This window comes from Oleidesulfovibrio sp. (genome assembly GCF_047973035.1).
Classification (GTDB): Bacteria; Desulfobacterota; Desulfovibrionia; order Desulfovibrionales; family Desulfovibrionaceae; genus Oleidesulfovibrio.
Genome location: NZ_JBKEBF010000024.1, coordinates 20,466 through 45,559 on the forward strand (window position 1 = coordinate 20,466; position 25,094 = coordinate 45,559).

The window sequence follows — 25,094 nt, forward strand, 5'->3', positions numbered from 1 at the left end:
CCGCTCGCTCCGCGAACGGCCGTTCAATAGACAAATGAGGCTGGTGCAGCGCCTAGGTTTCTTCCACTGCGTCCAGAAGGGTAATGGTCAGCTTTAAAAAGTCGGCTTCCGTTACAATGCCTACAAGTGTTTCATTCTCGACCACCGGCAGGCAGCCGTATTTGTGGCGGAATAAAATCTCTGCAGCATCTCGCAACCTTAATTCCGGCGAAACGGTACGCACATCGGTACGCATAATTTCTTTTACCGGAATGCCTGAGTCAATTTCATCCTGCACAGTGTTATCTACTTCTGCAAAACGTGAGATTGTAGCTTCAAGAATATTGCGGTGAGTAAGCAGCCCGATAAACCGTTTCTGTTCATCCACAATGGGGATATGGCGTATACGGGCAAGCTGCATTAATGATCGCGCAGTCTTAAGCGAATCTGTAGTCTGTAACGTAAACAACTCTGTAGTCATCAGGTCACCGACATTAAGCATATGAGCCTCCGGGACGTGTTTCCTGCAAGTTTGGCATACTCTGGGCGGATGTCAAGATGGGAAGCATGCGGTACATTTTATCTTTATTCTGCTCCTAAGGTTGACTTGAGGCTGAAAATCTGATTTCCAACCAAAGCCCAGCCTGTTATTGTCATCGGTACAGGGCGATCATTATGCCGAAGGAAGCCATTCGATTATGATTGATAAAAGGCGCAGCAGAGAGCGCATGGTGCGAGAACAACTGGTGGCCAGAGGGATAACGGATTCTGCAGTACTTACCGCAATGCAGAAAATTCCGCGTCACCTGTTCGTTCAGGAAGCATTGCAGGCTCAGGCATATGAAGATCATCCTTTGCCTATAGGGTATGGTCAGACCATTTCACAACCGTTTATCGTGGCATTAATGTCACAGATAATTAAAGCCGAACCCGGTATGAAAGTGCTGGAAATCGGGACCGGGTCGGGATATCAGGCGGCCGTTCTGGCTGAAATGGGTCTGGATGTCTATACCGTCGAGCGAATCCCGGAACTGTACCATCATACACGAAAGCTGTTGCGTGACCTTGGCTATACCAAAGTACGCACTAAGCTTGACGATGGAACCATGGGCTGGCCGCTGGCCGCTCCTTATGATCGAATTCTTGTTACTGCGGGCGGCCCCGGTATTCCCGAGCCGTTGGCCGACCAGTTGGCAGATCCCGGTGTGATGGCGATTCCTGTCGGGGCGTCGCGTCGGGAACAGGAACTCTACCTGATGAAAAAACAAGACGGGACTCTGTCATATGAAAATTACGGCAAGGTTGTTTTTGTAGACCTTGTCGGTAACCATGGATGGTAGGTGTGACAGTATGAGTCTTTTTAAACCTCTGCTTGACCGTCTGTGGCGCATGGCAGACACTGCCGGTGCTACACGGGTACTTGCTCTGGTTTCTTTTACCGAATCGGTATTTTTTCCGATTCCACCTGACTTGCTGCTGATTCCCATGGCTCTGGCCAGAAGGGAAAAGGCAATGCGTCTTGCGCTTATCTGTTTAGTCTCATCGCTGTTAGGCGGTGTGGTGGGCTACTTTTTAGGCTATTTTTTTATGGAAGTAGTAGGCATGCCAATTGTGCGGTTCTATGGCTTGCTTGAAAAATATGATGCAATTCGAGTCTGGTACGAAACATACGATGCATGGGCAGTTGCGATTGCGGGTCTTACGCCCATTCCGTATAAAGTGTGTACTCTCACTGCAGGCGCTTTCCGCATTGATTTTTTAGTTTTTTTGATTGCTTCTGTTCTTAGTCGCGGATTGCGTTTTTTTGTAATTGCAGGGCTTATTTACTTGTTCGGGGATAAGGTTCGTTATTTTCTTGAGCGCCGTTTCGATCTGGTTTTGATTGCATTTACGGTGCTGGGGATAGCCGGCTTTGTCGCCCTTAAGTATTTTTAGGAGTCCGGCCGCGCTGGTGGCCGGGAATCGATGCTGGCAGACAGGTGTCTGTGCCGGAAGTTTTTTTTAAGGAGTATGCGAAATGTCATCGTGTAAAAGTCGCCCCGATAGTCTGAAAGGGGGCGATATCGCCAAAAATGCTTTTGGTGCGTCACAGCAGGAGCTGAATATTCAATCCGTGCTGCAGCGCATCCGCTACAAGCTGTTCATTATGAGCGGCAAGGGCGGTGTAGGTAAAAGTTCGGTTACTGTAAATACCGCTGCGGCTCTGGCTGCCAAAGGCTTTAAAGTAGGCATTCTGGACGTGGATATTCACGGCCCCAGTGTACCTAATTTGCTTGGAGTGAAGTCCGGCCTTGAAGTTGATGAAAAGACACAGAGAATCTGTCCTGCCGCTTACAGCGAGAATCTGTTTGTTGTATCTATGGATTCGCTTTTGAAAGACCGTGACTCTGCTGTACTCTGGCGCGGACCAAAAAAGACCGCCGCCATCCGCCAGTTTGTTTCTGACGTGGAGTGGGGCGAGCTTGATTTTCTTCTGATCGACTCTCCTCCCGGCACCGGTGACGAGCACATGACCGTTCTTAAGACTATTCCCGACGCTCTTTGTGTGGTTGTTACCACCCCGCAGGAAGTCTCTCTGGCTGACGTCAGAAAAGCCATCAACTTCCTGCAGTATGCTCAGTCCAATGTTCTGGGTATTGTAGAAAATATGAGTGGCCTTGTCTGTCCTCATTGTGGTGGCGAAATTTCGCTCTTCAAGAAAGGCGGAGGCAAAGAACTGGCCGAACGCTATGGACTGCCTTTCCTCGGAGCCGTTCCGCTTGACCCAGCGACTGTAGTTGCTGCGGATGTCGGACGTCCGGTAGTATTGCTTGAGGGAGAATCTCACGCAAAGACCGGCTTCCTTGATCTGGCGGACAAAATCGTTCATGCCTGCGAGAACAGTCTGGAAGTGATCGCAAGCGTACATGCCTGATAGCGACGGGGCCTTCTGGCCCCGTTCTTTTAGTATCTGTGTTTTTTACGAGATGAGTTTTGCTGTGCTGCAGCTTTTTTGCTACACTGTCTCCATATATAATCCATGGGGGTCTAGGTAACCTATGTTTACTTTGGCTAATAAGATAACTCTGTTCCGTATCCTTATTGTACCCCTTATTGTGCTGCTTTTGTACTTTCCGGGCCGCATTACCTGTCTTTTGGCTATGATAGGTTTTATGTTGGCTTCAATTTCTGATATGCTTGACGGACATATTGCCCGCAAGTCGAATACTGTTACCAGCTTCGGCAAGTTTCTTGACCCGTTGGCAGACAAGCTGCTTATCAGTTCCGTTCTTGTAATGCTGTCTGCTTTGGGCTGGGTTCCGGCATGGGTTGTTATTGTTATCATCTGTCGTGAGCTGATAGTGACTGGTTTGCGGGCAATTGCCGCTGATGAAGGTGTCGTGATTGCAGCCGACAAGTTTGGCAAGATGAAAACCATACTGCAGATGCTTGCACTGACACCTTTGCTTCTGCATTACCCGTGGTTTGGCTTTGATCCTAATCCCATCGGGCAGATTCTGCTTTACATGGCATTGATTCTCACTGTATTTTCTGGCGGAAACTACCTGTATGCGTTTTATAAAAACTGGCGTGCGGGCGATTCGGTATAGCCATTGCTGGCTTGATGTTGTGCCTGTTCACTGTACGACATCCGGAGCCACAGGCTTTGCGGGAGAATAGTGTGCGAGAAAATGAAGAACTCCAGAGCAGGTTGAGGAATTGTCTGCAGACCATTCTGGAGCTGGAACCCGATCTGGAAGATCTGGATATCGGTCAGGAACTGATGAAAGAACTCAGCACGCTGAAGTCTTTTATGAAAAAGCTTGATAATGTTGAGCTGGAAGAATCAGATGTGTTGCGGATAGAAAAGGCGACGGCTAATTTTTTGAAAGAATTAGAAGGTCCTTTGGCCATTTATAGAAAACAACAGGCTACGCGCCCCTACCTGCAATAATCAGATGCGTTGGCGGCATATTGTTATCAGTGTGTCGCTTCTGCTTAACCTGATCATGGTGTACACTTTGATCTGGGGTGAGCAGGGGCTGATTGCATACAACGATTTGAAGACAGAGTCTGAGAGGCTGAAAAGACAGATTGTTGAACTGGACAGCCGTAATGTTGCACTAAGTCGGGAGATCAGACTGCTTCAGTCTGATAATCGGTACATAGAGAAAATGATTCGTAAGCGGATGAATTTTGTAAAAAACGACGAAGTGCTGTATATTTTCCCCGAAAAGATGCCCCAGAACGTCTCAGGAGCGGCTTCCGATGAACGAGAAGATTAAGTGGTATCGTGAGGTTCTTGAGCTTGAGCCAAGCTCTAAAGTTTTTTTTCCTCTGGCTCGTCTCTTCTCTGATAACGGTCAGTTTGCCGAAGCTGTAGAAACTCTGCGGCAAGGGCTGGATCGGCATCCCGAGCACCTTGAAGCGCGGATGCTTCTGATTGAATGCCTTGATAGTCTCGGGCGTGAGCTTGAAGCAGATGATGAGGCCGAAGCTCTCAGTGAGCGGCTTCGCAAATATCCTCAGTTCTGGCAGGCTTGGGGCCGGTCAATGGCTTCGCGTCCTGATTCCAGAGATGCCTCGCTTGCTCTGGATTTTCTTGCAGCATCATTTGGCGATTCGCCTGTTTCCTGGGCCGCAGTTATCGAGCAAGGCTTGCGCTCGCTTTCTGCTGACGGTTGTAATGCTTCAGCCGAAAGTAAAACAGGTGGTTTTGCCTCGCCTGCGATGTCTGTATCTGCTCAGGATATAGAAAGTGTTGCCGCGGCTGCTGTCACAACTGAAGCGCAGGCCGGAATTTCCTCTGATGAAGCGAGTGACTTTATTTTTGAAGAGCCAGAATCTTCTGCTGCTGAACAGGTAGCGGATGTCTCTGGTTTTTCTGTTTCAGAGAATGCAGCAGAGCAGGGCAATGATGACTTTGATGTAGAAGATGACGAACCATTGTCCCTTCGTACCCGCTCCATGGCTGACGTGCTCGCACAGCAGGGAGATATTAAAGGTGCCATGGAGATTCTTGATGAACTTTTGGCCGGAACCATGGATAGTGAAGTCCGGCGAGATATTCTGGCAAGAAAAGAGTCTCTTACCTTAATAGGTTCGGCCAGCACTTCGTCAAAAGACGCACAGGCCGAACAGCCCCTGCATTCTAAACATAAGTTGTTGACCATGCTTGAAAGCCTTGCCGAGCGCCTTGAGGCGCGGGCCGCAGGGTAGCATTTCTTTATTCCGACCTATCTACTTTCTAAGCAGGAGAATAACGTGACTCGCTTTACGCGAATCCTCATTTTTATTGCCTTTGCAATCATTCTTTCCGGATGCAAGCAAGATGCTAAAAACTACTGGAAAGATACGCGTAAGCTGTATCGTGAATACGTAAACACACCTGCAACTCTTGATAACAATGAAGAGTTGGATGTGATGCTTGTGGAATCAAAAATTGCCACAGTTTTTACTAGTATGGACGAGCAGCTTGAGCAGATGCGTCGTGTGCTGGATAATCAGGACACGTTTCCCAGCGATGAGTGGATTGCGGGGTTTCTTGAACGTTTTCCGTGGGTGAGCGGTGTGGCTGTAGTAGACACTGACGGAACTGTGTTGCTCCAGCAACCTCAGCTTGCCATTAAGCCTTATAACTACAACCCGCTGCTTGAAGCTTCCTCTGATACACCTGTTCATGTCATGCGGGGCTACGCTGAAGCTAACCCTCTGGGTCCAGAGTTTTATCTGGCCAACCCGATGGTTGCCGGCCGTGATATATCGGCCTTGCTTATTGCCCACTTTGATGTGCGGAACCTGCTGGCTTTCTGCCCCAGCCCCGGTGATATTGTTGTCCTTTCCCGTACAGATATGCTTTGGCCCGGTAAGTATGTTTACGACAAGACTCCGCTGGCCGGAGTTGACTGGGCTGAAAAGTTGAAGACTGATGTCATGGGCGAAGTAGAAGACGACCGTGGCAGCTTCCTGTGGATTGCCCGTTACCTTGGAGGCATTCCGATTGTTTACGCCGCTTCGGTTGATCAGTACCCTGAAGATCCGGCAAATCTTGCGGGGCTGGCAGCCTGGTTTGAAACCAGAGAAGCTTTACGTAATGCTCCGGCTATGGAAGAAACTGAGGTTGACCCCGTAGCGCTTGCAGCTAGAGGCGAGATTCATGAAGACGTAGTTGTGGAATCAGAGCCGGTGTCTTCCGGTAATGCTCCGGAGCGGGTAACCCCCGGACTACATGACCAACCCACCGCGGCTCCTGCCACTGATGATTTTGTATACTCCGTGCAGATTGGCGCGTTTATTAACGAAGGTTACGCGAAAGATCGCGTAGAATTACTGCGTAAAGCAGGTTTTGAGCCTTGCACAATGAAGCTGTACGACAAAGACGGGCAGCTTTGGAATATTGTGCAGATTGGCGATTACCGTACCTCCACCGATGCGTGGAAGAGAGTGCGGGAATTTATAAATGCTGACACAGGTTTTGACTATAATATAGAATTCCTTGATGCCGGTGTTGTAAGCCGACGCAAGCAATGTCCTTAAATCTGCCGGACCGACAAGGAGATTCCATGAGACAGGTTACTGTTACTGAACACTTGCTGTTGCATCAGGCCAAATCGCCTGCAGCAACCGGCCAGTTTACAGCGCTGCTATACGACTTGATTCTGGCAGCTAAGATTATTTCAAAAAGCGTTAATAAAGCAGGTCTGCTGGATGTTCTGGGGGGCACCGGCCAGGTTAACGTGCAGGGCGAACAGGTTCAGAAGCTGGATGAATTCGCTAACCGTGTTCTCATCCACCGTATGGAGCGCACGGGCGTGCTGTGCGCTATGGCTTCCGAAGAAAACGCAGACCTTATCCGCGTACCGGAAAAATTTGGTGCCGGTGACTATATTTTGATTTTTGACCCGCTTGATGGTTCGTCTAATATTGATGTGAATATCAATGTGGGAACCATTTTCTCTATTTTGCGCAGAAAATCCGATAGTTCTTCTGCCAGAGACGTTACTCTCGGGGATGTTTTGCAAAGTGGAGTAGAACAGGTTGCTGCTGGCTATTTCCTCTATGGACCTTCCACTATGCTGGTGTATTCTTCCGGTCAGGGTGTGCACGGTTTTACTCTTGACCCCAGTGTGGGTGAGTTTCTGCTGTCGCATCCGGATATCCGCTTCCCAGATCAAGGCAAAGTATACTCGGTGAACGAGTCATACTGGCATTACTGGGATGAGCCTACGCGTGAAGTTATGCGCTATTTCAAAGGTACGGAAAATCCTCTGGGTAAGCCGTACTCGTTACGCTATGTCGGTTCGCTTGTTGCTGATTTCCATCGTAACCTGTTCTATGGTGGTATTTTTATGTACCCCATGGATTACCGCCTGCCGGATAAGCCGCAGGGTAAACTGCGCCTGATGTGCGAAGCTTCTCCGCTTGCCTTCCTTGCCGAGCAGGCTGGGGGCAAAGCTACTGATGGTCAGCGTCGCATTCTGGATATTACGCCGTCGGAGCTTCACGAACGTGTACCGCTTTTTATCGGCTCCCGAAGTGACGTGGAAATGGTTGAGAAAATCTATAGTCAGCATAAGTAGCTGGCTTTGACATGGTGTTATTATGCCGGCTGTCCTGCCTGCGGGGCTGCCGGCTTCATTTCTTTATTGTGATGTACTGCGCATGCGATGTTTAGGAATTGAAACAAGCTGTGACGAAACGGCGCTTGCCATTGTAGAAAACGGCAAGCTGGTTGATGCGGTGATGACTACGCAAGCAGAGGTGCATGCGCTGTTTGGCGGGGTTGTGCCTGAGCTTGCATCAAGAGAACATTATCGACTGATCGCCAGAATGTTCGACGCGTTAATGGAGCGTTGTAACTTGTCGTATCAGGATATTGATGTTGTTTCCGTTGCCAGAGGCCCCGGTTTGCTGGGCAGTCTTCTGGTGGGAGTCGGGTTTGCAAAGGGCCTTGTCCTGGCCGGTGGTCAGCGTTTGATCGGTGTTAACCATCTGCATGCCCACTTGCTTGCAGCAGGGCTTGAGCAGAAGTTGCAATTTCCCGCACTGGGCTTGTTGGTTTCCGGTGGGCATACGCATTTGTACCTTGTTGAGTCACCTCGTGAATTTCGCCTTATCGGCCGTACGCTGGATGATGCAGCGGGTGAAGCCTTTGACAAGGTGGCAAAGATGCTTAATCTTCCATATCCTGGGGGGCGCTTTATTGATGTCCTCGGAAATATGGTTGAACCTGATGCAAAGATGTTTCCCAGACCGTATGTTGATAACGACAATCTTGACTTCAGCTTCAGTGGGTTGAAAACAGCGGTCGGTAGCTGGTTGAACTCGCATCCTTCCGTTGCCTTACAGTTCCCCTTGGCAGAAGAACAGGCAGACTCTCTTTTATGCGAGAGAAGATTGCCCGAGAATGTTGCAGAAGACCTGCCGCTGGTCTGTGCTTCTTTTAATGCTGCAGTGGCCGATACTTTGTATATAAAGACAAAGAGGGCCTTGGGGCAGTTGCGGAGTGAAGGCTGTGAGGTCCGGTCGGTTATCGTGGCTGGTGGCGTCGCCGCCAACAGCCGTATACGAAGTTCCATAGCCGGACTGGCTGATGAGGCCGGACTGGTGTTGCACTTGCCGTCGTTTGGGTTGTGTACCGATAACGGGGCGATGATTGCCTATACTGGCTGGCTTCTGGCTGTTCAGGGCTTGTGTCATGGGCTGGACTTAGAAACAATGCCCCGCGGACGTGTGATTCCGGATGATTACCGGATGTATTCTTTTTAAACCTTAAAGTTGTCTCTCGTTTACTTGACAGTATTCGAGAGCGCTAATATCTCTAGTTGAATTGGCTTGCGACTCAAATGAGAGAGTTGCACTCTTAGCTATCAAGCGGGAGGCTTGTTTCGCCCGCTAAACGTTATTAAAAGGAGCTTCCCATGGCTGTGCAGGTTACCGATAGCAATTTCGAAGCTGAAGTGCTCAAGTCTGAACTCCCCACCCTTATCGATTTCTGGGCTCCCTGGTGCGGACCCTGTCGTGCAATGGGCCCTGTCATTGATGAACTGGCAGCCGAATTCGCCGGCAAGGTGAACATCGTTAAGATGAACGTGGATGAAAACCCCGCGACCCCCAGCAAGTATGGTATCCGCGCTATCCCCACTCTTATTCTGTTTAAGGACGGCGAAGTTGTGGAACAGATCACAGGTGCTGTTTCCAAAAGCAGCATTAAGGATATGATCACCCAGAAGGCTCTCGGGTAATGAAGCTCTACGACGCCATTGTTATTGGAGGGGGGCCGGCAGGAATAACGGCCGCCCTTTATCTTCTCCGTTCCGGTGTGACTGTTGCGTGGTGCGAAAAACTTTCGCCCGGCGGCCAGATGCTGATGACCGAAGAGATTGAGAACTATCCCGGATTTCCCAAGGGGCTGAAGGGGTATGAACTGGTTGATCTTTTTGCAGCACACCTCGACGGATGGTCTTTTGACAAGTATACGGACGAAGTTGCTGAAATTGTACCTGAAAAAGGACGCAATCGTGTACGTATCGGGGATGAGTGGATAGAAGGTAAAGCCATCATCATCAGCTCTGGAGCACGCTACAAAAAGCTTGGCCTGCCTAACGAAGAACGTCTTACCGGAAAGGGCATTTCCTATTGTGCTCTTTGTGACGGTAACTTTTTCAGAGGGCTTGAGGTCGGTGTAGTGGGGGGCGGCAACTCTGCATTGGAAGAGTCTCTGTATCTTTCCAAGCTGGTTGGCAAATTGCATCTTATCCACAGGCGTGATGATTTCCGCGCCATGAAGTGCTATCAGGATAAAGTTTGTGTCATGCCTGACATTGACGTTATCCGTAGTACGGTCGTGAAAAAAATCCACGGTGAAGACTCACTCGAAGGCGTTACTCTGCTGAATCGTAAGACAGGTGAGGAGCGTTTTCTCAAACTTGATGGACTGTTCATCTTTATCGGCTTTGAGCCTGTTTCAGGCTTCCTGCCTGAAGATATGAAAGTTGATGAACAGGGTTTCATCATTACAGATGCAGAGATGGCAACCAGTATCCCCGGTATTTTTGCTGCCGGTGATATCCGTTCCAAGCTGTGCCGTCAGGTGACCACTGCTGTGGGCGATGGCGCTACAGCGGCAAACTCTGCATTCCTGTATCTGGAACAACTTGATGCGTAGATCTGTTGTGCGCTTTCTGGCGATGCTGCCGCTGCTGGCAATGCTTTCCGGCTGCGGTCTCATCGACTACTTTTTTTTGCCTCCGCCGGAAGACACGGCGCAGGAGCTTTTTGAGTCCGGTAACGACGCCATGCGTGAAAAGGACTATGCTTCGGCTACAAATTATTTTTCAAAGCTGAAAGACAACTTCCCGTTCAGTCCTTATGCCATTGAGGCAGAGCTGTCCTTGGGGGATGCCTACTTTCTGGATGAAGAGTATTTGCTGGCGTCAGAGGCATATAAGGAATTTGAAATGCTGCACCCAAGGCACAGCGCAATTCCTTATGTTCTTTTCCAGATCGGTAACGCCAACTTGAAAAGTTTCGTTTCCATCGACAGGCCTCAAACAAATGTTGCTGAAGCGTATGAATACTTCAGCCGTGTTCGAGAGTCCTATCCCGGTAGCGAGTATGCAAAAAAGTCTGAAGAACTGCTTGGGCAGTGCCGCAGGCTGATGGCGGAACATGAGCTTTTTGTTGCAGATTTTTATTGGCGTACAGAGCGTTTTATGTCTGCTGCTTTTCGCTATAAATACGTGGCGGAAGAGTTCTCTGACGTTGAAGATTTGCAGAAATATGCAATTGAAAAAAGCCGGATAGCCTATCTGCGGGCTACTGCGGAGCACGCCCAGACTGACAGGGCAAAGCTCCACGGGTCATGGAAAGAATGGTTTGAATGGTTATAAATAAGACAAAAAGGCGGCTCCGGCCGCCTTTTTTTATCTATTTAACCGCCTTGAACTCCCTCCCGTGTCTTTCAAGTTCCCGTTGCTTACTGTATAGTATGCAGGAAATTTCTTTTTATCTGTAAAATTGATCAGTTGTGCAGGGTTGATATGGCTGATGACTTCTTCCCCGAATGGCTTTATTCCCGCCAGATTGATGATGATCAGTTTGGGGCTGCGTATAACAATGTGTCTGACTTTCACAGGTCTTGTCTGAAAACAAACATTGCTCGGCATCAGGCTTTGTACGGCTTTCCTGACGTTACTTCTGTTTTAGAAAAAAAAGTTCTGGCGCAAGGCGGTTCTGTCGAAATACAGGTCAGGCCTCTCGATTGGTGTGTTTTTGTTCTTGCAAAGGGATATGCTTCCGCCCCTCGGTTTCTGGCAGTGCTTATGCCTGCGCTTTTTTCCGGTGTGCAGGCTGTCGCAGTTGTGCAGTGCGGTTCGGAATCTGTTGAAGGCACCATTCTTACTGCCTGTGAGCTTGCGGGTGTAGAGACCGTGGTTGCTCTTTCTGAGCAGCAGTTGATTACTCTTGTGCAGGATTGTTCAGTTAAAGGGCACGGTGCCGTGCTGACTCTGGGCACAGGTGTATTATCAGGTCTGAACACTACTTCTGCTTCTCAACGCACTTTGAAGTGCTGGAGCGAGCCTGTATACCATACTGTCTTTGCAGACAAAGATGCTGATCTGAATCTGCTTAGCTGGGCGCATCCGGATATGGAGCTTATTTGCTCCGCGGCAAGTGTGAAAGGTCGCCTGCTGGCGACGTGTGCAGCGTCTGCAGATACTTTTCCTGATGTTCCAGTCCGCTTGGGAGCCGGACAGGAAGCTCTTTTTTGTTGGCCTGGCTTGCAGAAAGATTTTTTCCTTGCTCGATCAGTCGCTTTTCTGGCCTGATATATTGATTTTGCCTTGCGCGGTTCAACCCTTATAATTCGGCAGGCTGTTTATGACCGCTAAAGATTCTTCTTCCTATCTGAAATCGCTTAGAAATATCGGAATTATCGCCCATATTGATGCAGGCAAGACTACGCTGACAGAGCGTTTTTTGTATTACGCTGATAAAATCCATCGTATGGGGGAAGTCCATGAAGGTACTGCCACAATGGACTACCTGCCTGAAGAGCAGGAGCGCGGAATCACCATCACGTCAGCGTGCACAAGCTGTCGCTGGGCGGGGTACGATATCAATATAATCGATACGCCGGGCCATGTTGATTTTACCATTGAAGTGGAGCGCTCGTTACGTGTGCTTGATGGTGCTGTCGGTGTGTTCTGTGCGGTGGGCGGGGTAGAGCCTCAGTCTGAAACCGTATGGAGGCAGTCTGAGCGGTTTAAAGTGCCTAAGCTTGCTTTTATTAACAAGATGGACAGAATAGGCGCAGATTTTGAGGGCGTTCTGAATAATATACGCACACGCCTGAAAGCGAAAGCGGTTGCTGTGCAGATTCCTGTCGGTCAGGGCGAAGAGTTTGAAGCTGTTATTGACCTTATTGCCATGCAACGGATTAACTTTGACAGCGAAGACTACGGTAAGACCTACACATATGAGCCGCTTTCTGAGAATGAACTGGCTTTGGCTGAACCTTGGCGCGAGAAATTGCTTGAAGCTTTGGCTGACTTTGATGATGCGCTTCTTGAGGCCTACCTTGGTGGTGAAGAAATTAGCAGTGGCAGCCTGATTGCCACTATCAGGCAGGCTACTCTTTCTCTGCAACTGGTTCCCGTTTTTACCGGTTCTGCTCTTCGCAATACCGGCGTGCAGCCCTTGATGGATGGCGTCTGCCGTTTTCTTCCCGGGCCACAGGATGTGGTTGCGCCTTATGGCTTGCTTGGCGAAGAGCGTGTTCCGGTAGAAATCACGCCTGACGGGCCTTTTTCTGCTCTTGTTTTTAAGGTCATCATGGAAGGCTCGCGGCCTGTCGCTTTTTTGCGACTTTACTCCGGTACACTTAGTGAAGGTGCTGCCTGCTGGAATTGTGCTCAAAGCGGCTTTGAAAAGGCTTCGCAGCTTTTCAAGCTGCACGCAGGAAGGCGTGAACGGGTAGAGCAGGCTAAAGCAGGTGATATTATTGCTGTTGTCGGTTTTAAAAAAGCACGTACCGGTGATTCGCTGGCAGATAAAGAGCACCCTGTCGTTTTGGAAAATATCCAGCAGTACCGCCCTGTAATTTCGCTGGCGCTTGAGCCGCGGAACTCTGAAGAGGGCGATAAGCTGGACGAAGTCCTTGAAAGAGTACTGGTTGAAGACCCGACACTTACCTTGGAACATGACGAGGATTCCGGTCAGCGTGTCCTTTCTGGTATGGGCGAACTGCACCTTGAAGTTGTGCTGGAGCGGCTGAAACGGGAATACGGTGTCAGTCCGCGTGCCGGTAACCCGCAGGTTGTCTATCAGGAAACGATTCGCAAAGCCGCAGACGGTGTCGGGATTTTTGACCGTGAGCTTGGGGACATTAAACTTTATGGTCACGTAAGTGTATCTGTACTGCCGTTGGGTCGTGATGAGGGGATCATTGTCGAGTCACAGGTGACTGATGAATCTATCCCCGATGCGTGGCTTGCAGATGCTATTCAGGGCGTTAAAGACAGCCTGCAAAGTGGCGTGCTGAAAGGGTATCCGGTTCAGGATATTAAGGTGGCTGTCTGTGCTTTGCAACGAAAAGAAGGCTTTTCTTCTTCGGCAGGCTACCGTATGGCTGCAGTGGCAGCTGTTAAAAATGCGCTTGCACTGGCAGAGCCGGTATTGCTTGAGCCTATTATGGCCGTTGAAATTTCCGTTCCTGCTGATTTTGTAGGGGATGCAATCAGCCTGCTGGGAGCAAAAGGTGGAAGGATTGAAGACATGCTGGATCAGGCTGGCGTAAAAATTGTACGCGGCTTTGCCCCCATGCGTATGCTTTTCGGGTTTACCACGCAACTGCGTAGCGCTACGCAGGGGCGCGCAGCACTTGTCTTAAAGTTCCACCGTTTTGACATGCTACAGTAACTTGCAGCGTTCTATTTTTTATCCGGAGGGTTAACCACTCGTGGATTGGTGGGCTTCTTTTAAACGTCTTGTGCGGCTTCAATATTTGCGTTTGCTGCGCTTAAAGGCTTCAACACATAGTATTGCCATGGGATTGGCGGTAGGTGTCTTTGTGGGCTGTCTGCCGGTTATTCCTTTTCAGACTATAATCGCTGTTGTTATGGCGTTCATTTTCAGAGGCAGTAAGGTGGCGGCAGCGTTGGGGACATGGGTGTCCAACCCTGTCAACATGATCCCCTTCTATACCATGCTGTATTATGTTGGCAGCTTGGTTATGCCTGTAACCGCATATTTTGATCCGCACCATCTTGAGCTGAAAGCTATGCTGCATCAAGGGTGGGAGATTGTGCTGGTTATGTTTACCGGTGGTATCCTGATAGGTGTTCCGGCTTCTTTTGCTACTTACATACTGACGTTCAGATCTGTTAACGCCTATCGTCAGCGTAGAATGATCAAGCTGCTCAAGCAGTATGAACAGCGTCGGGAAGCGAATAATGCAGACATGGACGAAAGCCAAAAACAATCATGAATTCTGGCATCAGATCGCAGCAGCTCCCGGGCTGCTGCTTATGTTTGATTATGATGGTACGTTGGCGCCTTTTACGACAGAGCGTGACAAGGCGTGGCCCTATGCTGGTGTACGTGAAGCTTTGCGCACACTTGTGAGTCTGCCTGATATACACGTTGCAATCGTTACTGGCCGCACCTGCGCTGAAATTCCTTCTTTGCTTGGCCTTGATGCAGACGTTGAAATATGGGGCTGCCACGGCGGAGAGAGAAAATCTGCAGGCGGCTCATGCCATAAGGCAGACCTGTCCCCTGACCTGACTGCGCTGATTGAATCTGCTTACAATAAGGCTGCTGCTCTGATTGCTCCTGAGAATATTGAGCGTAAGCCTTTTAGTGTAGCAGTTCATGTTCGTAGCCTGCAGGAGTCGCGTAGAAAGGCTACGTTGCAGGCGGTTTGTTCTGCATGGGCCTCATTGCCCGGTTATTTAACTGCAGAGCTTTTACCTTTTGCTTGTGGCCTTGAGCTACGCGTAGCGGGATACAGCAAGGCGCGGGCTGTAACTGCGTTGCTGCAGGAACATCCTCAGGCAGCTGCATTTTATGTAGGTGATGACAAGACCGATGAGGATGCTTTTAGTGCGCTGATTCCCTTCCTGCAGCAGGGCGTTCCGGGAGCTGCTGTTTTGGCAGCAGTGAAGCCTGACGTCGAAAGCGCTGCTCAATGGATTCTTTCTCCCCCGCAAGAGTTGCTTGAGTTTTTGGCTTTTCTTGCTGCTGCACGTTCTTGATTTGTCGTTTTCCTGCCGAAATATTTTCTTATAGTTGTATCAACATGCTGTAAGGGGTATAGTTTTAGCTGATATTTGGTATTCAGGAGGCTGGACTATGCCATCTTCTTCTCAAGGGTTGATTGTTGTCTCAAACCGATTGCCTGTTGTGCTATCAAAAGCTGATGGCGAGTGGGGTATCAAGGCAGGCGCAGGTGGCCTTGTTTCTGCAATGGCTCCTGTTTTGCGTGACAGAGGGGGGACTTGGGTAGGTTGGACCGGAACTGAGGGGGCACACGAGGCAGAATCGCTTCTGGGGGATTTTTCGCGTGATGCCGGATATTCGCTTTGCCCGGTCCGGCTAGAAAAAGAAGATGTTGCAGACTTTTATTATGGTTTTGCTAACGAAGTTATCTGGCCGCTGTTTCATGATTTTCAGTCGCTTTGTAATTTTTATCCCCGCTACTGGCGCTCCTATCTGAAAGTAAACAAATTATACGCAGACGCTGTCATAAGTTCCGGCCAGCCTGATGCCTATGTATGGGTGCACGATTATCATCTGATGCATGTCGGTCAGCTGCTTAAAGAAATGGGCAGTACGAGGCGGGCAGGCTTTTTTCTGCATATTCCGTTTCCTCCTGTTGATAATTACCTCAAGCTGCCTTGGCGTGACAGGGTGCTTTCCGCTTTGCTGGAATATGATCTGGTGGGGTTTCAGACATACCGTGATCGCCGTAATTTTATGCAGGCGATCAATGTGTTGCTGCCACATGTAAAGTCTCAGGGCAGAGGGCCGGTTGTTGAATTGCTTGTTGATGGAAGGGTAGTGCGTGTTGGGGCTTTCCCGATAAGTATTGACTACAGGTCTTTTGTCAGAACGGCACGCTCAGCCGGTGTCAGTGAGATGGTCAGCTCACTTAATGCCGCAATGCAGCAACGCAAAATGCTTCTTGCAGTTGACAGGCTGGATTACTCCAAAGGCATTCCATACAGGCTGGAAGGGTATAAAGAAGCGCTTAGCAGGTATCCAGAACTGCATGAGAATGTGACCCTGATGCAGATTATGGTTCCAAGCAGGCAGGAGGTACCACGCTATCAGGCTCTTAAACAAGATATTGAGCGCATGGTGGGTGAAATTAACGGGCTATTCAGTAAGCCAGGCTGGAATCCTGTCGAGTACCAGTACAGAAGCCTTGGCAGGGAAGAGCTTGTGGCGTATTACAGGGCCGCTGCCATGGCTATCGTTTCTCCATTGCGCGATGGTATGAATCTTGTCGCGAAAGAGTATTGCGCATGCAATCTGGGTAAGCGTGGCGTTTTGATGCTTAGTGAATTCGCAGGTGCTGCTGCACAGTTGCAAAACGGTGCGGTACTGATTAATCCGTTTGATACGGAAGGAATGGCACAGGCGATTAAGGAATCATTAGAGTTTCCGCAGGAGCAGGTTCGTAAAAGAATGGAGCGCATGCGGGACGGTATTCGTAAAAATGATATTTTCAGGTGGGTGGATATGTTTCTTCTTGCTGCGTTTTCGCGCCACTTGAACGATTTTCCTACAAGTAATGTTCGTGATTAAGGATAATTGCCAATAATGAACGGTTCAGCAACTGCGCCCCGGGCCAAGAAAAGCCTGGGGCAGAATTTTCTGCAGGACAAAAATATTTCTCGCAGGATTGTGGATGCGTTGCAGATTTCAGCGCAGGACAGGGTGATTGAGATAGGCCCCGGGCCTGGAGCTTTGACGACTTTTATTCAGCAGGCAGGGCCGATGAGTCTTTGGGTGCTGGAAAAAGACTATTACTGGGCAGGGGAGCATAAACGTACAGATACGAAGAGTCCTGTGACTAAGGAAGTTGTGTTGACCGATGCGCTAACTTTTCCTTGGGAGAAACTTGGAAAAGGACAGGCATGGAAAATAATCGGCAACCTGCCTTATAATGTTGCTTCTCCGCTGATGTGGGATATTTTGAGTCGCTCGGCGTTTACCCGTGCAGTTTTCATGATTCAGAAGGAAGTGGGGGACAGGATTCTGGCTGCTCCTCGAACCCGTCAGTATGGAGCTTTGTCTGTATGGCTGCAAAGCTTCTCTGTGCCCAGAAAAGAGCTTATCGTTCCGCCGACGGTTTTTAAGCCTCGGCCGAAGGTGGACTCTGCAGTTCTTTCTTTTGATCCGTTGCCTGAGGATGATAAAAAATTTAGTGCCCGGGCGCTTTCGATGCTCCTGAAGTTGTGCTTTCAGCAGCGTAGAAAGCAATTGCAAAAGATTTTAAAGCCTTACTGGGATGAGTCGGTCAGCTTGTGGATTGAATCACATGGGCTGACTCCGGCCCTAAGACCTGAAGAATTATCCCCTAAACAGTTTCAAGAACTTGCAAACTTGTTGGAAATGCGGTTGGCATCTTGACGTAATGCCGCTAAATATGCTTGAGTCTTTCTCGGACAACGTGCCGGTTGCGCTGTTTAAGACGCTCTGGTACATGCGAAACAAAGCTTGAGAAAAAAATCTCAAAGTTGCCGGTTGCAATTTTTTTGTGTGGGTGCGCCGGTAATTATGGCTTAAGCCTGATAATCCTGCAAACCTTGAGAGGAGGAGACGGCAGATGACCAAGGCTGATCTGGTTGAAAAGATTGCTGAAAAGGCGAACCTGACTAAGGCAAATGCAGAGCGTGCACTTAACGCATTTCTGGACTCTGTAGAAGATGTTCTGGTTAAAGAAGGCAAGCTGACCCTTACCGGATTCGGCACTTTTGTTGTCGAAACCCGTCAGGAGCGTCAGGGACGCAATCCCCGTACCGGCGATCCCCTTGTCATTCCTGCAGCCAAGGTTGTTAAGTTCCGTCCCGGCAAGCTGCTTAAGGATGCTGTAAAGTAACAATCGGAGGCTGTTGTTATGATGTTGCATGGTGAAACAATTCAGAGCCCTCTGCCTATGGATATCCCGTGGTGGATGCCTGATCACTTTGTATTTTTTGGCGTTCTGTACGCTGTTTTGTTTGTTCTCTTCGCCGGCCTTGGCTATGTCATGGTCAAGTCGGCCTCTCAGGCTGCACAGGACTGTCAGGGTGGTGGTTCTCACCACTAATCATACAGTTTGTATGAGGCGACCTTCGGGTCGCCTTTTTTTATGCGAAAAAGTGTGTATTGGGGCTTGCTATGTCGGTTGAATGAGGGTAAGGAAGTCGGTTCATGGTGTCCGCAATCCGTTGCGGAACTTTGCCACTGAGGGAGGTGATTTCTTTGCCCGGTGTATACCTTGATGATAGCGAATACAACTTTGATATCGCACTGCGTCGCTTCAAGAAGCAGGTCGAAAAGGCCGGCGTTCTGTCTGAAATGAAGAAGCGTCAGCATTTCGAAAAGCCCAGCGTAATGCGCAAGAAGAAAAAAGCTGCAGCACGTAAGCGTCTTCTGAAGAAAATGCGTAAGGCTAACATGGGTTAGTTTTAACCTCTCTGTTATGAAAGCCAGCGCGCTTTGCTGAGGCTTATATAACTTTCACGGGAAATCCGGCTTGTTCCGGATTTCCCGTATTGTCTTATCTAAAGGGGCAATATCATGACTCTCTCTTCCCGTATTGAAAGCGACTACATCACAGCTTACAAAGCAAAAAACAGCTTGAAGCTTGGTGTGCTGCGTCTTTTGAAGACCGCTGTGAAAAACCTGCAGGTCGAAAAAATGCGTCCTCTTACCGAGGACGAAATTTTCGACGTACTTATGCGTCAGGTTAAGCAACGGCAGGATTCCATTGAACAGTTTGAAAATGCAAATCGCCAGGACCTTGCTGATAAAGAAGCCGCTGAACTTACTGTCTTGCAGGAATACATGCCTGCGCAGCTCGGTGCGGAAGAACTTGCCGCAGCTGTTGATAAAGCTATTGCTGATTCCGGTGCTGCTTCCATGCAGGATATGGGCAAAGTGATGAGCGCAATCATGGCTGAGTACAAGGGCCGTGTTGACGGTAAAGAACTTAGCGGTATGGTCCGTTCCAAGCTGCAGGCACTGTCTTAATTTTCTATGCAGCCCAGAACCGCAAACGTTCTTGAATTTGATAAGGTGCTTCGGCATCTGGCAGGGTACACTGTATCCGAAGCCGGTGCCGAAGCTTGTCTTGCGCTTACTCCGGAGCATGACGTAGAAGCCGCCAGAGCCAGAAGTGATTTTTTTAGTCAGGGGCAACGTTGGAGAGAGGTCTCAGGCTTTCGTCTGACTTCTTTTCCTGATCTGGAAGGCGTCTTTCATTTTTTGCAGGCTCCTGCTGCTGTGCTGGATTGCGACGCTTTGTGGGCTGTCAGGCAAGTTCTGGTTCTCGGGCGGGAGCTTACTTCCTCAATCTCCAGAGCTGGTGAAACCGGCGGCGCATGGCCGCTGCTGGAAGACATGCTTGCCCGCTACAGCTGGCCTGAGAAGACCCTCTCCGGTCTTTCCCGCTGCCTTGGCGATGACGGGCTGCTGCGTGATGAAAGCTCGCCTGAACTTCTTCTGGTACGTGAGGAAATCCGGCGTATTCACCAACTTTGCACCCGCAAAGTAAAAGATCTCGCGTATAAGTATAACCTCAGCCATTATATGCAGGACGAGTTTATTACGCTTTCGTCCGACAGATATGTTTTGCCTTTAAAAGCAAACTTTAAAGGCCGGCTGCAAGGTATTATTCATGACTATTCGCAGACAGGCGAAACCTGTTATTTTGAGCCGATTTTTCTTGTAGAGCTGAATAACCAGCTGCAGCAGCTCAAGCGGCAGGAACGCGCTGAAGAACGGAAAATTTTTGAATATCTGACAGGTCTGATCAGGGCTGAACTGGATAGCATCGGCTCAATCTGGAATCTGCTTGTCGAAGTAGATGTCCTGCAGGCTCGTTGTGCGTTGGCTGCTGCCTATGACGGCATAGCTCTAGACTTCGATAATGCCCGTCCTTTCTGCCTTAAGCAGGTTCGGCATCCTTTACTGGCACTGGCTACAGATAAAACGCATCCTGTAGATCTGGAATTATTGCCCGGCCAGCACTGCCTGATTATCAGCGGAGGCAATGCCGGTGGTAAGACTGTGTGTCTTAAGACCATCGGTTTGATAGCCATGATGGCTGCAGCCGGACTGCCTGTTCCTGCACAGCAGGGGAGCACGCTGCCCGGGTGGGATGCCATTTATGCCTTTATCGGTGATGAACAGAGCCTGGAAGGCAGCGTAAGTACGTTTACTGCTCAGATTCGTCATCTTAGTGATGTATGGGAGCAGGTTAACCACGGCACGCTGATTATTCTGGACGAGTTTGGTGCTGGCACAGACCCCGCACAGGGCGCTGCGTTGGCACAGGCTGTGGTGGACGAACTGATGGAAAAAGGGGCTACTGTTTGCGTTGCCACTCACTTCCCTGCGCTTAAGGCGTACGCCCTTAGCAGAGATGGGGTTCGGGCTGCCTCTGTTTTGTTTGATCCCGGTACCAAACGTCCTCTTTATCGCCTTGCTTATGATCAGGTCGGGGCCAGTCAGGCTCTTGATGTGGCTCGCGAACATGGTCTTCCCGAGACTGTACTTAAGCGTGCCCAGAATTATCTTTTGATTGACGGTGAAGACTCCGCGGCCCTTATTGAACGACTGAATTCGCTTGCTGTTGCCCGGGAAGATGAACTGGACGAACTGAACAGAGAGAAAGACAAGTTCCGCGTAAAACGTGACAAGCTTGAAGCGCGGTTTGAAAAAGAGCGTATGAAGCTTTTTGAAAGTGTTCAGGCTCAGGCGCAGGACATTTTGCGCGAGTGGAAGCAGGGCAAGCGCTCTCATAAGCAGGCATTAAAAGATCTGGCCGAAACCCGTCAGCGTCTGGTTGCGGAAAAAACCGCTGAAAAGCCACAGGAAGATGTAGTAGATACTGCTAAACTTGTTGTAGGGATGACAGTAAAGTATATTCCCTGGGATAAGAAAGCTGTCATTGAAGAGATCGATATTCGCAAAAAACGTGTAAAAGTTGATCTTAACGGCGTTTCCATGTGGGTAAAGCTGCAGGATATTTCTGCAGGCCAAGGACAGCAGGGCACCCAGCATGTTGTTTCCGGCGCTACAGGCAAAAAGCCTTTGGCTGATGACGCTGCTGGCGATGTTCCCGCTTCTGTCGGGCCGCCTATGCGGGCTGATCTCAGAGGGTTGCGCGCAGATGCTGCCATTGCAGAACTCGCATCTGTTCTTGATAAGGCACTGCTTGCAGGCACGCAAGAGGTGGAAGTCGTCCACGGGCGTGGTACAGGCGCTTTACGTAAAGAAGTGCACTCTTTTCTACGCAGCTTTGCTGCTGTTGAAGGCTTTTCTCTTGCGCCTGAAGGGCGCGGGGGCGATGGCATGACCATTGTCGAGCTTAGATAGCTTATAGTTCCAACGGAGTTTGTTTTCTATGTCGGGTCATGACAATTCAGCAGTGCAGGCTATTAAAGCCAGACTGAATCTTGCGGAACTTGCACGCAGGTATGTTGAGTTGCGTCGAATCGGCAATCGCTGGATGGCTCCTTGTCCTTTTCATCAGGAAACCAAACCTTCCTTTTCTATTAACGAAGAAGAAGGATTTTATTACTGTTTCGGCTGTCAGGCTTCCGGCGATCTTATTGACTTTTATTGCCGTATAAACGGGCTGGAATTCAGGGAAGGACTGGAACAACTTGCTGAAGAGGCTGGCGTAACACTGGGGCAGCGACAAGTTAACCCTTACGAAGAGCAGGAGCGGAAGTTTCGTACTCAGTGCTTTGACATGTATGCAATCGCCACGCAGCATTTCAGCCGTAATCTGCGCGACGCTTCCGGCAAGGAGTGCAGGGATTACATTCAAGGGCGAACTATGTCGCCTGAAATTGTAAAGAGTTTTGAGCTTGGCTGGAGTAAGCGGGAATGGTCCGCACTGGCAGACGAGTTGCAACGTGCCGGTTACCAGCCCCGTGCAGCTGCCAAAGCAGGGCTGCTTTCCACCAATGATTCCGGAAGAATGTACGACCGTTTTCGCGGACGTCTTATTTTTCCTATAAAAAATCTTTCTGGAAAAGTTATTGCCTTTGGCGGTAGAATTATTAGTTCTGAAGATCAGGCAAAATATATAAACAGCAGCGACAGTACCATTTATAAAAAAGGTGACCACCTTTATGGGCTGTATCAGGCCAGAAGGGCTATTTCCCAGCATAAAAGAGCCTTGTTGACAGAGGGGTACATGGATGTTCTGGCATTGCACCAGTTCGGCTATGCTAATGCTTGTGGTGTGCTGGGAACTGCGCTGACAGAATCTCAGGTCAAACGGCTGAGCGGGTTCTGCTCTCACGTAGATTTGATTTTTGATGGAGACGGCCCCGGGCGCAAAGCTGCTTTGCGCAGCTGTGAGATGATGCTTGTCAAAGGTATGAACTGCCGTGTGGTGTTGATGCCGGAAGGCGAAGATATTGACAGCTTGCTTCATAAGCAGGGGACTCAAGCATTTGACGAATTGTCCGATCAGGCTCCTGATGGCTTGGACTATTGTATCAAGACACTGCAAACTACTTTTTCGCCACGAGAGATTCTAGATTGGACCACTGCGTTTCTCAATCAGTTGGAACGTCCGGAACTGGCCAGCTTTTATGTGTCCAGACTGGCGGGAGGACTGGGATTGCAGGAAGCGGAACTTCGGGCCGGCCTGAAAATGGCAGGGGGCAAGGCTGCTCCTCAGGCTCGTTCATCCGCCGCAGGGCGAGTTGGAAAAGAGCGCAAGCTTGAACGCCACCTGATGGAGTTTGCTGTTCGCTTCCCTCGTCATCTTACCGACTTGCAGGCCCGCGGAGCAGAAGAGGTTCTTGTCTCCCGCTGGGCCAAAGATATGTGGGATAAACTTTTGGAGTTCGGCGAGGGTGATGCGCCGAATCATTTTTCCGAAGAGCAGAAATCGTTTTGGATTCGTTGCAGGGTGGCTGACCCTATTCCAGCTGAGAACGAGCGGCAGGAACTTGAAGATTTATACAGCAAGTTAGCCGAACTTAACCAGAAAGAACAAAGCCGGATGATGTTGGCAGCTCTCAGGCAACTTAGCAAAGATGCTAATTCCGATGCGGGGTTTGAGCTTCTTCGGGCCATGAAAGATAATCTGGGGAGATCCGATGGGTAACATTAAGGAAATCCAGCAAATCAAGACCCTCATTGCCAAAGGCAAAGTCGCAGGCTTTCTCACTTTTGATGAAGTGAACAAAGCGTTGCCGGCGGAGATCAACACCCCCGAGCAGATTGAAGAGATCATTGGGATTTTCGATCAGCTCGACATTGCTATTGTCGATTCTGAAAAAGACGGCAAAAAAATAAGCATGTCGCCTGGCGAGAATGACGATGATGCGGGCGATGGTGGTCTTGAACTGACTGATGAAGAAGATCCTGCGGATTATTCTTCTCGTAGTACCGATCCCGTGCGCATGTACCTGCGCGAAATGGGGGCGGTCCCGTTGCTCGACCGCGATGGCGAAGTCAACATCGCCAAAAAGATAGAAACAGGCGAGCAGGATGTTTTGTATGCGCTGGTGGAAGTCCCCGGTGCCGTAGAAGAACAGATGGCCGTCGGCGAAGACCTGAAAGATAACCACATCAAGCTGAAGGATGTCGTTAAAACCATTGAGGAAGACGACCCCAGTGAAGATGAAATGAACCAGCGCCAGCGTGTAATCATGCTGCTGGATGAAATTCAGACTGCTTTTAAGAAGAAGCGTAAGATTTATCAGCGTCTTGATGAATGTGCCACGCTCGAAAAGCGTGTGTACGGCATCCAGAAGGAAATTATCGCGTACAAAGAGGAAATTGTTTCTCGCCTGCGCGATATCAAGCTGGAAAAAACACTGATCGACCGTATCATCGAAACTGTCGAGGATTACGTGCGTCAGATGCACAACTGCCAGCGCGACCTTTCGGCATACATTCTTTCTACCGGTAAAACTCAGGTAGAAATGCGCGAACTTTTCCGGCAGCTGGATGAGCGCGAAATCAATCCTGTCGTTGCCGCGGACAGCTTGAATCTGACAGTCGAAGAGCTTTTCTCTTTCAAGGAAATGATCATGGGCAAGATGGAAATCCTGAATCGTCTTCAGGAAAAGTGTTGCCATAACGTGACTGACCTTGAAGAAGTTCTGTGGCGTATCAAGCGCGGTAACAGCCATGCCATGCGTGCAAAGCAGGAACTTATTCGCTCCAACCTGCGCCTGGTTGTCAGCATTGCAAAGAAATACACCAACCGCGGGCTACAGTTCCTTGACCTGATTCAGGAAGGTAACATTGGCCTGATGAAAGCTGTTGATAAGTTTGAATACCAGAGGGGCTACAAGTTCTCCACGTACGCCACCTGGTGGATCAGACAGGCAATTACCCGTGCTATTGCCGATCAGGCGCGCACGATCCGTATTCCTGTGCATATGATCGAAACTATTAACAAGCTTATCCGTACTTCACGTTACCTTGTGCAGGAGCTGGGACGTGACCCCACTCCGGAAGAAATCGCCGAACGTATGGATTATCCCATCGACAAGGTGAAAAAAGTATTGAAGATTGCCAAGGAACCGATTTCGCTTGAAACGCCTATCGGTGATGAAGAAGATTCGAGCCTTGGTGATTTTATCGAAGATAAAAAGGCTGTTGCCCCTGCAGAAGAAGTGGTTAACACGAAGCTAAGCGAACAGATCGCTTCTGTGCTTGCAGACTTGACCCCCAGAGAAGAGCAGGTGCTGCGTAAACGCTTTGGTATTAATGAAAAATCTGACCACACTTTGGAAGAAGTGGGCAAACTTTTCAATGTTACCAGAGAACGCATCAGACAGATTGAAGCCAAGGCTTTGAGAAAGTTGAGACATCCTGTCCGTAGCCAGACATTACGGTCATACTACGAAAGCTAAAAGTGTATGGCGGCTCCTGAAGGA

27 protein-coding genes are annotated in these 25,094 nt (G+C 49.5%); 26 read left to right on the forward strand and 1 reads right to left on the reverse strand.

What is annotated here, in order from left to right:
• Positions 1–52 precede the first annotated feature (52 nt).
• Positions 53–481 (reverse strand): CBS domain-containing protein, encoded by a 429-nt coding sequence (locus tag ACK5LI_RS07865; RefSeq protein WP_416947950.1) that lies wholly within the window; start codon positions 479–481, stop codon positions 53–55.
• A gap of 196 nt (positions 482–677) precedes the next feature.
• Between ACK5LI_RS07865 and ACK5LI_RS07870 the strand changes: the two genes are divergently transcribed.
• The 26 genes from ACK5LI_RS07870 (at position 678) to rpoD (ending at position 25,070) form a co-directional block, all read left to right on the forward strand.
• Positions 678–1,319 carry a protein-L-isoaspartate(D-aspartate) O-methyltransferase gene (locus ACK5LI_RS07870; RefSeq protein WP_416947952.1) on the forward strand — a complete coding sequence of 214 codons (642 nt, stop codon included), beginning with the start codon at positions 678–680 and terminating at the stop codon, positions 1,317–1,319.
• A gap of 10 nt (positions 1,320–1,329) precedes the next feature.
• A complete protein-coding gene (locus ACK5LI_RS07875; protein ID WP_416947954.1) occupies positions 1,330–1,914 on the forward strand; it encodes a YqaA family protein in 585 nt (194 codons plus the stop codon).
• Positions 1,915–1,996: 82 nt separating this feature from the next.
• Positions 1,997–2,893 carry a P-loop NTPase gene (locus ACK5LI_RS07880; RefSeq protein WP_416947956.1) on the forward strand — a complete coding sequence of 299 codons (897 nt, stop codon included), beginning with the start codon at positions 1,997–1,999 and terminating at the stop codon, positions 2,891–2,893.
• Between the two features lie 124 nt (positions 2,894–3,017).
• Positions 3,018–3,569 (forward strand): CDP-diacylglycerol--glycerol-3-phosphate 3-phosphatidyltransferase, encoded by a 552-nt coding sequence (gene pgsA / locus ACK5LI_RS07885; protein WP_416947958.1) that lies wholly within the window; start codon positions 3,018–3,020, stop codon positions 3,567–3,569.
• Positions 3,570–3,640: 71 nt separating this feature from the next.
• Positions 3,641–3,913, forward strand: coding sequence for a hypothetical protein (locus ACK5LI_RS07890; RefSeq protein WP_416947959.1), 273 nt, complete (start codon positions 3,641–3,643; stop codon positions 3,911–3,913).
• A 4-nt stretch (positions 3,914–3,917) separates the two neighbouring features.
• Positions 3,918–4,244 (forward strand): FtsB family cell division protein, encoded by a 327-nt coding sequence (locus ACK5LI_RS07895; protein WP_416947961.1) that lies wholly within the window; start codon positions 3,918–3,920, stop codon positions 4,242–4,244.
• Positions 4,228–5,178, forward strand: a complete 951-nt coding sequence (locus ACK5LI_RS07900; protein WP_416947963.1) for a tetratricopeptide repeat protein — start codon at positions 4,228–4,230, stop codon at positions 5,176–5,178. The genes ACK5LI_RS07895 and ACK5LI_RS07900 overlap by 17 nt, the downstream gene beginning before the upstream one ends.
• 45 nt (positions 5,179–5,223) lie before the next feature.
• A complete protein-coding gene (locus ACK5LI_RS07905) occupies positions 5,224–6,495 on the forward strand; it encodes an SPOR domain-containing protein (RefSeq protein WP_416947965.1) in 1,272 nt (423 codons plus the stop codon).
• 26 nt (positions 6,496–6,521) lie between these two features.
• Positions 6,522–7,538 carry a class 1 fructose-bisphosphatase gene (fbp, locus tag ACK5LI_RS07910; RefSeq protein ID WP_416947967.1) on the forward strand — a complete coding sequence of 339 codons (1,017 nt, stop codon included), beginning with the start codon at positions 6,522–6,524 and terminating at the stop codon, positions 7,536–7,538.
• Positions 7,539–7,620: 82 nt separating this feature from the next.
• Positions 7,621–8,727 carry a tRNA (adenosine(37)-N6)-threonylcarbamoyltransferase complex transferase subunit TsaD gene (gene tsaD / locus ACK5LI_RS07915; protein WP_416947970.1) on the forward strand — a complete coding sequence of 369 codons (1,107 nt, stop codon included), beginning with the start codon at positions 7,621–7,623 and terminating at the stop codon, positions 8,725–8,727.
• Positions 8,728–8,879: 152 nt separating this feature from the next.
• A complete protein-coding gene (gene trxA / locus ACK5LI_RS07920; protein ID WP_416947973.1) occupies positions 8,880–9,203 on the forward strand; it encodes a thioredoxin in 324 nt (107 codons plus the stop codon).
• Complete coding sequence (locus tag ACK5LI_RS07925) at positions 9,203–10,126, forward strand: NAD(P)/FAD-dependent oxidoreductase (RefSeq protein ID WP_416947975.1); 924 nt, start codon at positions 9,203–9,205, stop codon at positions 10,124–10,126. Before trxA ends, ACK5LI_RS07925 begins: the two co-directional genes overlap by 1 nt.
• Complete coding sequence (locus tag ACK5LI_RS07930) at positions 10,119–10,850, forward strand: outer membrane protein assembly factor BamD (protein ID WP_416947977.1); 732 nt, start codon at positions 10,119–10,121, stop codon at positions 10,848–10,850. The genes ACK5LI_RS07925 and ACK5LI_RS07930 overlap by 8 nt, the downstream gene beginning before the upstream one ends.
• A gap of 150 nt (positions 10,851–11,000) precedes the next feature.
• Complete coding sequence (locus ACK5LI_RS07935) at positions 11,001–11,789, forward strand: hypothetical protein (RefSeq protein WP_416947979.1); 789 nt, start codon at positions 11,001–11,003, stop codon at positions 11,787–11,789.
• A 52-nt stretch (positions 11,790–11,841) separates the two neighbouring features.
• Positions 11,842–13,881: an elongation factor G gene (gene fusA, locus ACK5LI_RS07940; RefSeq protein ID WP_416947981.1), complete on the forward strand. Its 2,040-nt coding sequence runs from the start codon at positions 11,842–11,844 to the stop codon at positions 13,879–13,881.
• A 40-nt stretch (positions 13,882–13,921) separates the two neighbouring features.
• Complete coding sequence (locus ACK5LI_RS07945) at positions 13,922–14,449, forward strand: DUF2062 domain-containing protein (RefSeq protein ID WP_416947983.1); 528 nt, start codon at positions 13,922–13,924, stop codon at positions 14,447–14,449.
• On the forward strand, positions 14,415–15,218 hold the full coding sequence (gene otsB, locus ACK5LI_RS07950) for a trehalose-phosphatase (RefSeq protein WP_416947986.1): 804 nt from the start codon (positions 14,415–14,417) through the stop codon (positions 15,216–15,218). The genes ACK5LI_RS07945 and otsB overlap by 35 nt, the downstream gene beginning before the upstream one ends.
• 97 nt (positions 15,219–15,315) lie before the next feature.
• The gene (locus tag ACK5LI_RS07955) at positions 15,316–16,773 is read left to right on the forward strand and encodes an alpha,alpha-trehalose-phosphate synthase (UDP-forming) (RefSeq protein WP_416947988.1); all 1,458 of its coding nucleotides are present in this window, start codon (positions 15,316–15,318) and stop codon (positions 16,771–16,773) included.
• Between the two features lie 15 nt (positions 16,774–16,788).
• Positions 16,789–17,601, forward strand: coding sequence for a 16S rRNA (adenine(1518)-N(6)/adenine(1519)-N(6))-dimethyltransferase RsmA (rsmA, locus tag ACK5LI_RS07960; RefSeq protein WP_416947990.1), 813 nt, complete (start codon positions 16,789–16,791; stop codon positions 17,599–17,601).
• A 196-nt stretch (positions 17,602–17,797) separates the two neighbouring features.
• The gene (locus ACK5LI_RS07965; protein WP_416947992.1) at positions 17,798–18,070 is read left to right on the forward strand and encodes an HU family DNA-binding protein; all 273 of its coding nucleotides are present in this window, start codon (positions 17,798–17,800) and stop codon (positions 18,068–18,070) included.
• A gap of 21 nt (positions 18,071–18,091) precedes the next feature.
• On the forward strand, positions 18,092–18,280 hold the full coding sequence (locus ACK5LI_RS07970) for a hypothetical protein (RefSeq protein ID WP_416948045.1): 189 nt from the start codon (positions 18,092–18,094) through the stop codon (positions 18,278–18,280).
• A gap of 155 nt (positions 18,281–18,435) precedes the next feature.
• Positions 18,436–18,639 (forward strand): 30S ribosomal protein S21, encoded by a 204-nt coding sequence (rpsU, locus tag ACK5LI_RS07975; protein WP_416948047.1) that lies wholly within the window; start codon positions 18,436–18,438, stop codon positions 18,637–18,639.
• A gap of 114 nt (positions 18,640–18,753) precedes the next feature.
• Complete coding sequence (locus ACK5LI_RS07980) at positions 18,754–19,206, forward strand: GatB/YqeY domain-containing protein (RefSeq protein ID WP_416947994.1); 453 nt, start codon at positions 18,754–18,756, stop codon at positions 19,204–19,206.
• Between the two features lie 6 nt (positions 19,207–19,212).
• Entirely contained in the window at positions 19,213–21,555 is a 2,343-nt protein-coding gene (locus tag ACK5LI_RS07985) for an endonuclease MutS2 (RefSeq protein ID WP_416947996.1), read from the forward strand.
• A 28-nt stretch (positions 21,556–21,583) separates the two neighbouring features.
• Entirely contained in the window at positions 21,584–23,308 is a 1,725-nt protein-coding gene (gene dnaG, locus ACK5LI_RS07990; protein ID WP_416947998.1) for a DNA primase, read from the forward strand.
• Positions 23,301–25,070 carry an RNA polymerase sigma factor RpoD gene (rpoD, locus tag ACK5LI_RS07995; protein WP_416948000.1) on the forward strand — a complete coding sequence of 590 codons (1,770 nt, stop codon included), beginning with the start codon at positions 23,301–23,303 and terminating at the stop codon, positions 25,068–25,070. The genes dnaG and rpoD overlap by 8 nt, the downstream gene beginning before the upstream one ends.
• Positions 25,071–25,094 lie beyond the last annotated feature (24 nt).